Source organism: Pseudoduganella violacea, from assembly GCF_014191875.1.
Taxonomy (GTDB): domain Bacteria; phylum Pseudomonadota; class Gammaproteobacteria; order Burkholderiales; family Burkholderiaceae_D; genus Rugamonas; species Rugamonas violacea_A.
In genome coordinates this window covers 14407-27405 of sequence record NZ_JACHXD010000023.1, presented here as the reverse complement: position 1 = coordinate 27405, position 12999 = coordinate 14407, and the positions used below count along the sequence as shown (strand labels likewise).

Sequence of the window (12999 nt, the reverse complement as noted above, 5' to 3'; positions counted from 1 at the left end):
GAAAGCCGCCAAATCGACCAGATCAGATGAAACCCTCTAAGCCGGGCGGATTTGATCTAGATCAATCTTCATGTGTGAGCAAAGTTGTTACTATGAATCAAGATTTTTGATAGGAGGTAGGTATGAACAAGAACATCAAAGCGTATCTGGTCGGCAGTGGCATCGGTTCCCTGGCTGCGGCGGCCTTCATGATCCGCGACGCCGGCATCCCGGGCAAGAACATCACCATTTTCGAAGAGCTGCCCGTGCCGGGCGGCAGCCTGGATGGCGGCGGCAATGCCGAAGAAGGCTACCGCCTGCGCGGCGGCCGCATGCTCACCACCGATAACTACGAGTGCACATGGGATCTGTTCAAAACCATTCCATCCATCGACCACGCCGGCAAAACCGTGTTCGAGGAAACTCTGGAATTCAACCAGAAGAACCAGTCGCATTCGCGCGCCCGCCTGGTGGACCGCAACCGCTTCAAGCTGTGCGTCGAATCCATGGGCTTCTCGATGAACGACCGCCTGGAACTGCTGCGCCTGACCGAGGCCGATGAGGAAGCCCTGGGCGCCAGCGCCATCACCGACTGGCTGTCGCCGGAATTTTTCGAGACCAAGTTCTGGTATATGTGGGCCACCACCTTCGCCTTCCAGCCATGGCATAGCGCCGTCGAATTCCGCCGTTACCTGCACCGCTTCATGCTGGAGTTCTCGCGCATCGAAACCCTGGCCGGCGTGAAGCGCACCGTGTTCAACCAGTACGATTCCTTCGTGCGTCCGCTATGGCACTGGCTGTCCGACCAGGGCGTGCAGGTGCAGCTGCAATCGCGCGTCACCGACCTGGATATCGTGCAGCAGGACGGCAAGCATGTGGTCACCGGCATCCGCTACCTGCGCGGCGGCGCCGAAGCCACGCTGGCCGTGGGGCCGGACGATCTGGTCTTCGTGCAGAACGCCTCGATGACCGATGCGTCGAGCTTTGGCAGCATGTGCCATGCGCCGGCCAAGCTGACCAAGCGCGATAGCGGCGGCTGGGACTTGTGGGAAAAATTGGCGGAAGGCCGTCCCGAATTCGGCAATCCGGCCGCGTTCAACTCCAGCATTCCGGAAGCATGGTGGGAATCCTTCACCGTGACGCTGAAGGACAGCAAATTCTTCGACGCCATGGAACGCTTTACCGGCAACCGCGCCGGCACCGGCGGCCTGGTGACCTTCAAGGATTCCAACTGGTTCATGTCGGTGGTGCTGGCCTACCAGCCGCACTTCCGCAACCAGCCGCAAGGCGTGAAGGTGTTCTGGGGCTATGGCTTGCATCCCGACCGCGTCGGCAACTTCGTCGCCAAGCCGATGGCCGAGTGCAGCGGCGAAGAGATCCTGCGCGAGCTGTGCGGCCACCTGAACTTCGACTACGACGAGCTGATGGCGGCGGCAAACTGCATCCCATGCCGCATGCCTTACATCACCAGCATGTTCATGCCGCGCGCCCATGCCGACCGTCCGCTGCCGGTGCCGAAGAATTCGCAGAACCTGGCGTTCGTCAGCCAGTTCGTGGAAGTGCCGGAGGACGTGGTGTTCACCGTCGAGTATTCAGTGCGCGCGGCGCAGATGGCCGTGTATGAGCTGCTGAACGTGGAGCGCGAAGTGCCGCCCATCCAGCGCCACGACGATTCGGTGAAAGTGAAGATCGACGCCTTGATCAAGGCCTTCAAGTAAGCGGGGAAGGGCGCCTGCAGCCGCAGGCGCCTTGCGTGCAGTCCGCCGTTTCAGGCGGAATCGCTGTCTTCGGACAGCATGGCGCGCAGCAGCTGCTGCGCCGGGTCTTGCAGCGCGATCAGGTGCAGCAGTTCCAGCAGTTTCAACTCCAGCAGCGCATCGTTGCTGCAGGCATTGCGGTACACATACTCCTGTGCATCCATATAGCGGCGGATCTGTTCTCCCGCATACAGGATGCGCTTGCCGTCGTCGCTCGGCGGCGGATTATCCGTCGCCACATCGCTCAGGCATTTCTCCACCAGTTGGCGGTCGATAAAGAGCAGCATTGCATCGAAGCTGGCGTGCGCGGTAACGCGGTGGCTGACGTTGTAGGTCCCCGGCGACAGGAAGACCATCTGCCCTTCATCGACCACATAGTGCAGGCCCGCGCTGTCGCTGATGAATTGCTGGCCCTGGGCCACATACATGATCAGCGGCGTGCCGATATGGATCGCCTTATTATCCAGATTGTGCTTGAGCGTCTTGCGTAGTATGCAGGAATGCTCGCCCGCCAGGATGGGCGCCACCCCCTCCATTGCATAGAGTTCCGCCTGTGTCGCCTTGAGTGTCACGTCGCTTTCCTCCCTTGGTCTGAAAGCGGCCAACTATACACCCGGCTTCAAGGGCGAAAACACGCACTTTGTAACCGTGCGCGAGGTGGCTTTGCGGCTTTAATCAATACTCAAATTAACTTCGGTGCTTTTGCCGTTTACGTTCAGTTTGCCCTGGCTGATGACGATGGAGGAACGCAGCACGCCTTCATCCATGCGCGCCCAGCCTTCACCTACGATCTTCGTCATGGCGGCCTGGTAGCAGTTCTGTTGCTGCTGCCAGCGCTCCATGGCTGTGCCTTTGATGTTCGGCACGGTATGCACGAAAGCCTGGCACATGGCGCGCGGAATGCCGGCCGGCACGCTGATTTCGATGCGGCCGTCCACTTTTTTCAAGATCTGCTGTATCGACGCCAGATCCTTCTCGCTGGCATCGCGCAAGCCGAAATGGCCCGTCATGCGGGCGCGGAAGTTCTTGTAGCTCAGGCTGAAATCGTCCAGCACGACACGGCTGCCGTGGCGCGCGGCGGAACGCGCCATGGCCATCAGCACGTTGCCGCGCTTGGCGTTGAACGCTTCGATGCTGGTGAAGGCGTTGCTCAGGAAGGCGGCGTCCTTTTCGACCTTGTGCATTTCGGCCAGGTCGAATTTTTCAAAGCGCACGCCGAGGTGCACATCCTCGATGCGCTGGCCGAAAACTTCGACCGAGGCCAGACGGGTATCGGATTGCGAATCGGCCAGCTTGCCGCGCGTGGTGGTGCGTACATTTTGCTGGATGGCGCCGAATTTCAGCTCCAGCGTCGCCAGGGAAAAATAGACCGAGGGAATATCCACCCGCGCATTGCCGAACCACAGTTCGTCCGCGCCGCGCGGACCCGTCGTGCGGATTTCGCGTGGCGCGATGATCAGTTGCGTATTGTCCTGCGCCGACATGGACAGGGTGGGCACGGTAATGACTTTTTCCTTTGCCGGCGCTGGCGCGGCGAAGGCTTGCGGTGCCAGCGCCGCCAGCAGGAAGGTGTTGCGAAGAAGTGCGTGTTTCATGGTTCTCTCTTGATTCTCTGTCGCTTATACAGCGCCGGCCAGTGCGGCGTTGGCGCTTTGCGGATTGAGCTTGCGGCAGACCTGCAGTTGCAGCTCGGTGTCGAGCTGTTCGCAGCGGGCGCGCAGAATGGCCAGTTCGATCAGGTCGGGCGCGCTGAACAGGTCTTTCAACACTTGGCGATACCAGCCTTCGGCCACGGGCGCGCCGGTCAGTTCGCGCGCGCGCAGGTCAATGTGCTCGGCCATGCTGTTTTTGCATTCCAGCGGATCGATGGCGATGCCGAAGTGCTTGTCCATGATTTCGCGCACCTGCTCGCTCTCGGCGCGCGCGAATTTTTTGCCCAGCTTGAAGCTGGCGATGAAGCCTGCGGCCGACAACAGCAGCACGGCGGCGCTGATCACGCCGATGCCGTCCAGCGCGGCGAACACGCCCATGATGAAGAGCAGTGGCATCCACACGCGCAGATACGCGCACAGCACCGAGCGCCAGTGGATCTTGCGCAGATCGTAGCCGGTGTCGTTCTCGCTATTGATGTAGAAGCTTTGCGTCGGGAACAGCGGCAGATACCAGAAATGGCCGAAGCGGGTTTTGACCGCCATTTTGCCGACCTTTTCGACCGCGCCGTAGTTACGTTTTCCCCAGATAAGCAGCATAAAAACCCTTGATTGCAAAATTGATTAATATGCAATCATACCATAGAATTTCCATGGGGAAATTTTATGGATTTTAGTACGGGCTTTGCGGGTCGCTGCTCAACAGCGAGTAACTGAGCAGCGAAATGTATTTGCCATGCTTGATTTCGCAGTCGCGTTGCACGCCTTCCATGGTGAAGTTGAGCGCATCGAGCAGCTTGCGCGAGGCCGTGTTATCGACCTCCACCACGGCGCTGATACGGTGCAGGCCCAGCTCCGAGAAGGCGTGGCGCAGGAAGCCGGCTAGCGCCTCGCGCATATAGCCATGCCCCCAGAATTGCGGCAGCAGCCAGTAACCCAGTTCGGCGCTATGGTGCTGGCGCAGCAGCGAGCTGACGCCGACCGCGCCGAGGAAGGCGCCGCCGGACAAGGCCTCCAGCGCCATCCACTGGCCGCTATCGTTGTCGCGCAGTGACTTGAACCAGGCCATCTGCGCCTGGCATTCCTGCAGGGTGGCGTAAGACACGCCGTAGTGACGGATGACATCGGGATGGGACAGACCGGCAAACACATGGCCGATATCGTCGTCCGTGAAATCCCGCAAGCGCAGGGTTTTCAGTTCGATCATTTTTCTGGGGGAGGAAAAAAACTGCTGGCAGTGTAGCAGACGCACGCTTGGCTTGCCGTCATGAAGCTGTCATCTGGCATCCCTAGAATGCCGTTATCAAAAACACAGCAAGGGATGCAATAATGATGAAGCAAGAGAAGATCGTAGGGTTCCAACTGAAAAACGCCAGCCTGTGCGCGGCCCTGCTGGCCCTGAGCGCCTGCGGCGGCAGCGACAGCATTAACCCGGTCAAGCTGAATACCCTGGACGGCAAGCCCGCCATGGTCGTGGCCCACCGTGGTGCCAGCGGCTATATTCCGGAAGAGACGGTGGAGGCCTATGCCAAAGCCATCGAGATGGGCGCCGACGCCATCGAGCCGGACGTCATCAGCACCAAGGACGGCGTGCTGATCGCCCGCCACGATCCGAATCTGGCGTACAGCACCGACGTCGCCTCCCATCCTGAATTCGCGGCGCGCAAGCGCACCGTGAATGTCGATGGCGAGGTGCAGGAAGGCTGGTTCGCCAGCGACTTCACGCTGGCCGAGATCAAAACCCTGGGCGGCACCTCCACCGACGCCGAACGTCCGCAGCAGTTCAACGGCAAGTACAAGATCGCGACGATCCAGGAAATCGTCGACATGATCAAGAAGAGCGGCCGCACCATCACCATCTACCCTGAGACCAAGAATCCGACCTTCCACCGCCAGCTTGGCCTGCCGCTGGAAGACAAGCTGCTGGCGCTGCTCTCCGCCGCCGGCTGGAACGATGCCAGCGCGCCGGTCTTCATCCAGTCCTTCGAACCGGGCAGCCTGAAATACATCCGTAGCAAAGGCTCGAAACTGAAGCTGGTGCAGCTGATCGACGCCGATGACGTCGACCTGAAAACCGGCACGCTGACGTTCGCCGCGCCGTATGACCGTCCCTACGACTGGGCACTGGCCGGCGACAAGCGCCTGTTCAGCGCCATGGTCACGCCGGCCGGCCTGGCCGAGATCAAATCCTATGCCGACGGTATCGGCCCATGGAAGCGCTACATCGTCAGCGTCAAAGGCACGGTCGGAACGGACGGCAAGGTGGCGGACGTGAACGGCGACGGCAAGGTGAACGAGGCCGACGCTGTGACCCTGCCGGCCACCACCCTGGTCAGCGACGCCCACAAGGCGGGCCTGTTCGTCCACCCCTATACCTTCCGCAACGAGAAGCGCCGCCTGGCCAGCGACTACAAGGGCGATCCGAAAGCCGAATACAAGCACTTCTATGCCCTGGGCGTGGACGGCCTGTTCTCGGATTTCGCCGACACCGCCTTGCAGGCGCGCAGCGACTACTTCAAGGAAATCGGCTACAACAACTAAGCCGCAGCCTTATGCCGCGTCCTCAGGCTCTTCATCGTCGAGCCAGAGCACGCGGCCGTTGCCGCTTTCGTTGAGGCGGCCCTGCAAGGCGAGGGCGTCGGCGGCGGGCAGGCTGAAAGCCAGGGTCACGCTGTCGCCATGGCTGACGTCGAGCAGGCTGGCCTGGGCCAGCTCCAGCTCGCGCCGCAGCATGCCCTCCATCGCGTAAGGCACCACGCAGCGCAGCTGGCGCAGTTTGACGATGGCGACTTTCTCCGCCTGCAGCAAGGCTTGCGCCACGCTGTCGGTATAGGCGCGCACCAAACCACCCGCGCCGAGCTTGACGCCGCCGAAGTAGCGCACCACCGTCGCCAGCACGCCTTCCAGGTCCTGGTGGCGCAGCACATCGAGCATGGGGCGGCCAGCGGTGCCGCTTGGCTCGCCGTCATCCACCGCCGCCGACTGTCCGCCGGCGAGCAAGGCCCAGCACACATGGGCCGCGCCCGGATGCTGGGCGCGCAAGCCTGCCACCACCGCCTGCGCGGCGGCGCGGTCGCTCATAGGCTGGACGCAGGCGATGAAACGGCTTTTCTTGATCAGCAGCTCGTGGTGGACGGCTGCGCTTATTGTTTGAGGCATTGCTGTTGCGGTTTATGGTTCCGGAATTTCGCGCATAGCATACCACCTCGCGTCAACGGTCTGCCGTGCGCCTGCTAGCCCAGCAGCCCATGCTGGTGTGCATAGACATGCAGACGCCGTTCCAGGTCGGGCGCCAGGCGGCTGAATTCCGCATTCAGCGCGTTCAGGCGCATGGCGCTGCGCGCCTCGTTTTCGGCGAATAGCGGCCGGCGGTAAAGGCGCTCGCGGCGTACCGCTTCATTGGGCAGGCTGGGGCCGAACAGCAGCTTGCGCGCGTCGAGCAGCAGGCGCAGCGCGCGCGTGGCGCCCATGGCCATCAAGCCGTCCTGCGCCAGCTTGTAATGATCGGCGGCGGCGCCGCCGAAATAGTGCTGCATACCGCCGCGCAGCACCGCCCCCAGCAGCGTGCTGGATGCGTAATAAAGCTGCTGCGGATGATTCAAGCCTTCGATGCCGGTCGCGTCCTGCCGTACCTGGTACAGCAGCGCCGCCCACATCTGCGCCTGCGGATTGGCGGCGATGGCGTGGCCGCGGGTACGGCCATGGCGGCGCGCCTCGATGCTGGCGCGATAGCCGCCTTTGCAGGGCATGCACAGGCCGCCCGTGCGCTCGGCGGTCGAGCCCAGAATCAGGGCGCCGCAAATGCGGCAGGGAAGGCGCTCGTTCATCGTGGCGGCCGGTGTTCCGCGCGGTCACGCATTGTCAGTGCTGCGGGTTACAGGCTTGCCCATGTCTCAGTCTTAGCAGTTTGACGAGGTTAATCAGCCTGGAAAAGATCTGCGTGAATTTCTGCTGAACCTCAAGGTTGCCGGCCCATGCAAAAGCGGCTGGCAGGGCTTCGTAATGAGCGAGTTCGGAGGTGCTCGGTAGCAAGGCCTTGAAATTGAGCAGGTATTGCGTCTTCACGCAGGCGAACTTACTGAAGTGCTCGTGCCCGGTTTTGCGCCATAGAATGCTGGACAAGCCGATGTCCACCAGGACCAGGGCTGCATAGATGCCAGATGCTTCGCGCTTGAGCTGCATTTTGCGGATGGCCGCTGGGGACGGCAGCCCCTGGTAAGGTGGCGTATCGTCGTTGTAGTCTAATCCCGGATAGATTTCGAGCCGCTGATCGAGGTTGGGCAGCCCTGCGATTGCCAGCAGCGCTGGCAACTGCTGCAAAGCGTCGGTGACGGTGGCGGCAAAATCCGCATCCATCGTTTCCGGGTATGCCAGCATGTCCAGTGCCTGCTCAAGCTGAAGTAAGGACAGCTCTGCCATCATTTCCACCTGCTTCGCGATGTTGCAGTAGCTTTTGTATTCATATTCCTTGATGCCCGCGTTCATGCGCAGAATGGCAAGCTGTGTCTGCTGGCTTTGCGCCAGCAAATCAGGCAGGTCATCTATCCAGGGCGGTAGACCAGCTTCATTGGCGATTTTGGCCAGGACAGCGCATGCCTCTGCGGACAAAGGCGCTTCTATAACGTCCTGCGTCACGTCGTGCCACGGCTCTTCCTGACAGGCGTGGAAGAGGTCAATGGGAAGCGTCCTTTGATCCTTGAGTCGGCTGAACGGAACTGCGGCCCGGCGGTAGGCATAGGCGATCAGGCGTGAGCAAAACTGCGTCGTGTCGCCATCTTTCTCGGCTCCGAAAAAGGTGCTGAAACGGTAAAGCTTGGAATAGTAGCTTTTCGCGGCGCGGGTAATAGCGTGGATCGCGACAGGAGACAAGCGCGGGTTGCGATAGACGGCAAAGCTGTCGGCTTCGTCCTGTCCGAACTTCAATGCGTCGCTGGCGACTTCATAAACCACGCTGTGGCCGTCAGCGTGGATGACCAGGCCGTCGCCCATGCCCAGCATGACATGTGAATGCCCGGAGCTGGGGATTTCAGCGCGGGCGGAACCGCCGCCCCGTATCGACGCCAGTACGCGCTGCCCATTGATATTGACATAGCGCTTCAGATTCCCGTGCAGCTTGGCCGGATTGCTTCGTACCAAAACAATGTCGCCCGCTTCGATCGATAGATTCCTGAAAATCGGAGGCCCCGTCCGGTTCTCATCGGCCATGATATCCCCCTAAAGGTGATTAAGTGGATTACAGCTTACGGCGCTTGGCTGGGGAAAGCACCAAGCCGCAATGCAAGTTGTCGCGCGATTGCACCATTTGGTCATTCCCGGATTACCTTGTATGCAAATTGTGTTTCCGCTAAGATCCGCCAGTTTCGAAATGAAGCACCTTCTCTGGAAAGGCAATGGAAATACTTTGAAATATCTCTTCTCGATACTGGCGATATTGGCTTCCGCGAACGTGTGTGCAGCGGAATGGCAGCCCTCCGCTGGACATGTGCAATTGCCGATCTGGCCGGGCGCGATCCCCAACGCGCAAGCTGCTCCTGGCCCTGAAAATGAAACGGCCCTGCAGGAAGAGCGGCTCATTGCTGGTCGGCCGTGGCTGGGAGTGAAAAATGTCATCCGGCCCACGATGACAATTTATCCGCCAACTGGCGTCAATACCGGTGCTGCGGTGCTGGTTTTTCCCGGCGGCGGTTATCGCATGCTGGCCATCGATCTTGAGGGCACGGAGGTTTGCGACTGGCTCACATCAATCGGCGTTACCTGCGTGCTTTTGAAATATCGCGTCCCCGGTTCGGGCCCGCATTGGGATATGGAGCGGAATATGCGCGTTATTCCGAAGGTGCATACGGCCTTGCAAGATGCGCAGCGAGCCATGGGCCTGCTGCGCCACCGCGCGGCCGAATGGAATATCGATCCGAACAAGATCGGGGTGCTTGGGTTTTCGGCAGGCGGCCACCTGGTTGCGGCAATCAGCACCCACCCCAAGCGTATTTACCAGCCTGTCGATAAGGCGGACAATGAAAGCTGTCGTCCCGACTTTGCCGTGTCCCTGTATCCCGGGCATATGTCGGCAAACTATAGGCAAGACCTTTCGCGGCTGAACCCACGCATTCGCGTCACCAGCCAAACGCCGCCGACCTTCCTGCTGCATGCGCAAAACGATCCCATCGATCCGGTGGAGTTTTCCCTGCTTTATTATGCGGCGCTGAGAAAAGCGGACGTGCCGGTCGAGATGCACTTGTTTGCTGAAGGCGGGCACGCATTTGGACTGCGTCCAACCAAGCAGGCGATCACCAAGTGGCCGCTGCTGGTAGAGACGTGGCTGCGCACGCTTGGGGCTATTCCGGAGAAATAAGTAGAGCGGGACTTCATAAGTCCCGCGCCGAGGATGGCGCAAACAAAAAGGCTTACGCGCCGAAGCGGGTAAGCCTTTTTGGTGCTGCTGTATTCGTGGTAGGCCGTGCGGGATTCGAACCTGCGACCAACGGATTAAAAGTCCGCTGCTCTACCAGCTGAGCTAACGACCCGAAGGACCGGCATTGTACAAGATCCCTGGCCGAAGTCAAGCAGCAGCGCGGCAGCGGTCCCCGCGAATGCTCTAAGATGGCGCATGGAAGAAAAATGCTGCCCCCTTTGCGGCCGGCCTCTGGGCGCCTTCAATATCGACCGCCACCACCTGATCCCCAAAACCTTCAAGGGCAAGGAACAGTTCGAGGTCCACAAGATCTGCCATCGCAAGATCCACTCGGTGCTGACCGAGCGCGAACTGCTGCGCACCTACCATACCTAGGAAGCGCTGCGCGCTCATCCGGAAATCCAGGCCTTTATCGCCTGGGTGGCGCGCAAGCCGCCCGAGTTTTATGTGCGCACCGAAACCTCCAACGCCAAGCGGCGCTAGCCGGTGAACATTGGTGAATTTATGCAGCCGCGCGCGAACTAGAATGAGTCTGGGAAAGGCTTGTTCGAAGGAGGGCGATCATGGGACTATCCAATGGCTATGGCGTGGTGATCGGGCAGAAGACCAAGTACTACCGCGACCCGCCCGACAACTACGGCCGCTACTATCACGGCAACCTGAACATCCAGACCCCGGCCGGTGAATATCATTGCGCAATCGATGTCGATCCCAAGGCCATGCCCGACGGCATACAGTGGCGCGTGGTGCGGCTGCGCGCCGCCGATTTCGCACCGATCAAGGCCTTGGCCGATGGCTGGCACGGTCTGCCGTCGAATGCCGTTTCCGGGGCGCTCGACTATATCCGGGCGCAGGCGCTGCATCCGCCGTTTCTGATCTGGTATGTGGTGTACAGCGGCTGGCTGGCCAAGCTGCTCAACTTCCTGCGCTGGAATCCGCCGTGGAAGAGCGGCACCGGCATCCAGGCGCTGACCGATCTGGAGGCGGTGATCGGGCAGGGCGTGCGCTTTTATATGTTCGGCGAACCGTTCAACAAGGGGCTGGGCGTGCACAATATCCACCAGAACCAGGGCGACCCGGTCGGCAGCGGCCACGATGCCGAAAACGCCATCTGGCAGGACGGCGCCACCATCATTGAAACCGCCAGCGGCGAATTCATCGGCTTCCTGAATAAATTCAAAACCCAGGCCTTCGCCACCGATAACCTCGGCCACCCGCGCTGGGTGTTCTGGCCATGGCATAAGGTGAAGCTACATTACACCTGAGTGGCCAGTGTTTAGGGATAATGTTGACGCGTATGGATAACCGTTACTATCTCTATGGCTGTTGTGGTAACGCTATAGACGATAAGGTAATTCGGATGCACGACCAGTTCGCGCGTGCCAGCAACTCGGCCGAGGCGGTATAAATAGGGATGGTATGGAAGCTGAGTGACGATCCGATCTATGTCGCCATATAGATTCGCAGCGGCTTGCGGATTGCGCTGCGCAATATACTCAAGAATGGTGCTAAGGTCGGCAAGCGCCTCAGGGCGCCAGAGGATCGGAAGCACGGGTACGTTGTTTCTCGTCGATCAGTTCCCTCAGCTTCGCCATTGCCAGATCATGGGGAATCAATGGACGCTGGTCGGCCAGTGAGGTTTGAACCTTTTCCCGGTACCATCGATCATAGGCATCCGCCTCTTCTTGCGTGGCGAACTCCGATTCGATAGGCGATAGGTTTGTGCTCATAATTCGTTCATTATACGCCCGCTTATGGCGTCACTGGTTTTGGAAGGTTCCTTCCTGCCGCGCCGGATCAGCCAGAAAACCGGCAGGCTGGCGGCGCCCAGCACCAGTGACCAGATGAAGGCTTCGCGGCCCATGCCGTACAGTGCCCAGACCGAGAAGATGCAGGTCATGGCGGCGCTGAATAGCAGCAGCACCGGCAAGGCGGCCTTGGCGCGCAAGGCGCCGCGCTTCCATAGCTTGAAGATGGCCACGCCGCCGACCAGATACAGCGGCATGCTGGCCGCCGTCACCACCATGGTGAGGAAAGCGAAGCCTTCGGCCAGCGAGCGGCTGTAGTTCATCACCACCATGGTGCTGGCCAGCACGCCGATCAGCAGCAGCGACCAGAAGGGCGCGCCATGCCGGTTGGGTCTTTTCAGCAGGGCGGGAAACATGCCGTGCGTGGCGAAAGAGGCGGTGACTTCGCCCGCCAGCATGGTCCAGCCATTGAGCGCACCCAGGCCGCTGATGATGACGGCAATCGCCAGCCAGCGCCCCGTGCCTGGCTGCCAGAAGCGGTTGAACAGATCGGCGTAAGGCGCGTTCGATTGCGCCAGCTCCGCCTGCGGCAACAGCAGCAGCGGCACGGTGCAGACGGAGACGTACACCACGGCCGCGATCAGCGTGCCGGCGATGGTGGCGCGCGGGATGGTGGTTTCGGGATCGACGACCTTGGTCGCGGGCAGGGTGGCGCACTCCACGCCCAGCATGGCGAACAGGGCGATGGTGCCTGCCGCCGCGGTGGCGTCCAGCGTGAGCGGAGTGGAGGGCAGGTGCGCGCCATAGGCCGAGCTGTCGGTGAACAGCACCCAGCCGCCCAGCAACACCACCGCGCCCATGGGCAGCAGCTTGAGCGCGGCTGACGCCAACTGCACCCGTCCCGACAGACGCGCGCCGCTCAGACTGACCAGCACGAAGAACCAGATCACGGCCAGCGCCGTCGCCGGCTGCAGCAGCGGCATGGCGGTAAGAATGGGGAAGAGCGTGCTCAGATAGCCGACGATGCCGATCGCCAGCGCGGCGTTGCTGATCCAGATCGACGCCCAGTAGCACCACATGACGAAGAAGGCGGTGCCGGAACCGAAGCAGCGTTTGGTATAGCCGTAAGGCCCGTCCTCATGCGGCATGGCGCGCGCCAGGTGGGCGAAGACGTGGGCGATGAAGAGGCAGCCGATCACGGTGATGGCCCAGCCGCTGAAGGAGTTCAGGCCATGCGGCGCCAATGCGGCCGGCAGCATGAAAATGCCCATGCCGATCATATTGCCGACGATGAGGGCGGTGCACATCCAGAAGCCCAGCGGCTTGTCGGACTTGGTCGTAGCGGGGACGGGCGAGGCTGGAGCGGTCGGCATGATTTGGCTCTCGGCTTGAAAGACTGTACTGTTGCATAAATTTCAGCAAAAGACAAAACCATATCCGGAGCGCCTCTCCTATAA

At 60.7% G+C, this 12999-nt stretch carries 15 protein-coding genes and 1 tRNA gene; 5 read left to right on the top strand and 11 right to left on the bottom strand.

Annotation, left to right across the window (positions count from 1 at the left end; translation table 11 throughout):
• The first annotated feature begins 122 nt into the window (after positions 1-122).
• Positions 123-1697 (top strand): oleate hydratase, encoded by a 1575-nt coding sequence (locus FHS03_RS25460; RefSeq protein WP_183443704.1) that lies wholly within the window; start codon positions 123-125, stop codon positions 1695-1697.
• Between the two features lie 50 nt (positions 1698-1747).
• Here FHS03_RS25460 and FHS03_RS25455 read toward each other — a convergent pair whose 3' ends face one another.
• From FHS03_RS25455 to FHS03_RS25440, 4 genes are all read right to left on the bottom strand, one after another.
• Positions 1748-2308 (bottom strand): hypothetical protein, encoded by a 561-nt coding sequence (locus FHS03_RS25455; protein WP_183443703.1) that lies wholly within the window; start codon positions 2306-2308, stop codon positions 1748-1750.
• 99 nt (positions 2309-2407) lie between these two features.
• Complete coding sequence (locus FHS03_RS25450; RefSeq protein ID WP_183443702.1) at positions 2408-3331, bottom strand: DUF945 family protein; 924 nt, start codon at positions 3329-3331, stop codon at positions 2408-2410.
• Positions 3332-3355: 24 nt separating this feature from the next.
• Complete coding sequence (locus FHS03_RS25445; RefSeq protein ID WP_183443701.1) at positions 3356-3985, bottom strand: hypothetical protein; 630 nt, start codon at positions 3983-3985, stop codon at positions 3356-3358.
• Positions 3986-4058: 73 nt separating this feature from the next.
• Positions 4059-4592, bottom strand: a complete 534-nt coding sequence (locus FHS03_RS25440) for a GNAT family N-acetyltransferase (protein WP_183443700.1) — start codon at positions 4590-4592, stop codon at positions 4059-4061.
• A 125-nt stretch (positions 4593-4717) separates the two neighbouring features.
• On the opposite strand from FHS03_RS25440, the gene FHS03_RS25435 reads away from it, so the two are divergent.
• Positions 4718-5926, top strand: a complete 1209-nt coding sequence (locus FHS03_RS25435) for a glycerophosphodiester phosphodiesterase (protein ID WP_183443750.1) — start codon at positions 4718-4720, stop codon at positions 5924-5926.
• A gap of 9 nt (positions 5927-5935) precedes the next feature.
• Here FHS03_RS25435 and FHS03_RS25430 read toward each other — a convergent pair whose 3' ends face one another.
• The 3 genes from FHS03_RS25430 to FHS03_RS25420 all read right to left on the bottom strand — a co-directional run bounded on the left by FHS03_RS25430 (position 5936) and on the right by FHS03_RS25420 (position 8590).
• Entirely contained in the window at positions 5936-6544 is a 609-nt protein-coding gene (locus FHS03_RS25430; RefSeq protein WP_183443699.1) for an IMPACT family protein, read from the bottom strand.
• Between the two features lie 74 nt (positions 6545-6618).
• Complete coding sequence (locus FHS03_RS25425) at positions 6619-7212, bottom strand: DMP19 family protein (protein ID WP_183443698.1); 594 nt, start codon at positions 7210-7212, stop codon at positions 6619-6621.
• Between the two features lie 34 nt (positions 7213-7246).
• A complete protein-coding gene (locus FHS03_RS25420) occupies positions 7247-8590 on the bottom strand; it encodes a hypothetical protein (protein ID WP_183443697.1) in 1344 nt (447 codons plus the stop codon).
• 121 nt (positions 8591-8711) lie between these two features.
• On the opposite strand from FHS03_RS25420, the gene FHS03_RS25415 reads away from it, so the two are divergent.
• Positions 8712-9734 (top strand): alpha/beta hydrolase, encoded by a 1023-nt coding sequence (locus FHS03_RS25415; protein ID WP_229426435.1) that lies wholly within the window; start codon positions 8712-8714, stop codon positions 9732-9734.
• Between the two features lie 96 nt (positions 9735-9830).
• On the opposite strand, the gene FHS03_RS25410 is transcribed toward FHS03_RS25415, so the two are convergent.
• A tRNA-Lys gene (locus FHS03_RS25410) sits at positions 9831-9906 on the bottom strand.
• Positions 9907-9989: 83 nt separating this feature from the next.
• On the opposite strand from FHS03_RS25410, the gene FHS03_RS28325 reads away from it, so the two are divergent.
• Both FHS03_RS28325 and FHS03_RS25400 read left to right on the top strand, forming a co-directional pair.
• Complete coding sequence (locus tag FHS03_RS28325; protein ID WP_229426433.1) at positions 9990-10169, top strand: hypothetical protein; 180 nt, start codon at positions 9990-9992, stop codon at positions 10167-10169.
• Between the two features lie 188 nt (positions 10170-10357).
• Positions 10358-11059, top strand: a complete 702-nt coding sequence (locus FHS03_RS25400; protein ID WP_183443696.1) for a DUF2278 family protein — start codon at positions 10358-10360, stop codon at positions 11057-11059.
• Between the two features lie 11 nt (positions 11060-11070).
• Here the strand turns inward: FHS03_RS25400 and FHS03_RS25395 are convergent, their stop codons facing one another.
• Genes FHS03_RS25395 through FHS03_RS25385 form a run of 3 tightly spaced genes read right to left on the bottom strand, consistent with a single transcriptional unit; the run spans position 11071 to position 12915 of the window.
• The gene (locus FHS03_RS25395) at positions 11071-11346 is read right to left on the bottom strand and encodes a type II toxin-antitoxin system RelE/ParE family toxin (RefSeq protein WP_183443695.1); all 276 of its coding nucleotides are present in this window, start codon (positions 11344-11346) and stop codon (positions 11071-11073) included.
• On the bottom strand, positions 11321-11524 hold the full coding sequence (relB, locus tag FHS03_RS25390; protein ID WP_183443694.1) for a type II toxin-antitoxin system RelB family antitoxin: 204 nt from the start codon (positions 11522-11524) through the stop codon (positions 11321-11323). Before relB ends, FHS03_RS25395 begins: the two co-directional genes overlap by 26 nt.
• Positions 11521-12915 (bottom strand): amino acid permease, encoded by a 1395-nt coding sequence (locus FHS03_RS25385; protein WP_183443693.1) that lies wholly within the window; start codon positions 12913-12915, stop codon positions 11521-11523. Before FHS03_RS25385 ends, relB begins: the two co-directional genes overlap by 4 nt.
• Between the last annotated feature and the right edge of the window lie 84 nt (positions 12916-12999).

Coding starts and splice junctions, on each gene's coding strand:
- relB (WP_183443694.1), bottom strand. CDS start 11,524: ATGAGCACAAACCTATCGCCTATCGAATCGGAGTTCGCCACGCAAGAA.
- FHS03_RS25435 (WP_183443750.1), top strand. CDS start 4,718: ATGAAGCAAGAGAAGATCGTAGGGTTCCAACTGAAAAACGCCAGCCTG.
- FHS03_RS25420 (WP_183443697.1), bottom strand. CDS start 8,590: ATGGCCGATGAGAACCGGACGGGGCCTCCGATTTTCAGGAATCTATCG.
- FHS03_RS25400 (WP_183443696.1), top strand. CDS start 10,358: ATGGGACTATCCAATGGCTATGGCGTGGTGATCGGGCAGAAGACCAAG.
- FHS03_RS25445 (WP_183443701.1), bottom strand. CDS start 3,985: ATGCTGCTTATCTGGGGAAAACGTAACTACGGCGCGGTCGAAAAGGTC.
- FHS03_RS25440 (WP_183443700.1), bottom strand. CDS start 4,592: ATGATCGAACTGAAAACCCTGCGCTTGCGGGATTTCACGGACGACGAT.
- FHS03_RS25415 (WP_229426435.1), top strand. CDS start 8,712: ATGCAAATTGTGTTTCCGCTAAGATCCGCCAGTTTCGAAATGAAGCAC.
- FHS03_RS25430 (WP_183443699.1), bottom strand. CDS start 6,544: ATGCCTCAAACAATAAGCGCAGCCGTCCACCACGAGCTGCTGATCAAG.
- FHS03_RS25450 (WP_183443702.1), bottom strand. CDS start 3,331: ATGAAACACGCACTTCTTCGCAACACCTTCCTGCTGGCGGCGCTGGCA.
- FHS03_RS25385 (WP_183443693.1), bottom strand. CDS start 12,915: ATGCCGACCGCTCCAGCCTCGCCCGTCCCCGCTACGACCAAGTCCGAC.
- FHS03_RS25460 (WP_183443704.1), top strand. CDS start 123: ATGAACAAGAACATCAAAGCGTATCTGGTCGGCAGTGGCATCGGTTCC.
- FHS03_RS28325 (WP_229426433.1), top strand. CDS start 9,990: ATGGAAGAAAAATGCTGCCCCCTTTGCGGCCGGCCTCTGGGCGCCTTC.
- FHS03_RS25425 (WP_183443698.1), bottom strand. CDS start 7,212: ATGAACGAGCGCCTTCCCTGCCGCATTTGCGGCGCCCTGATTCTGGGC.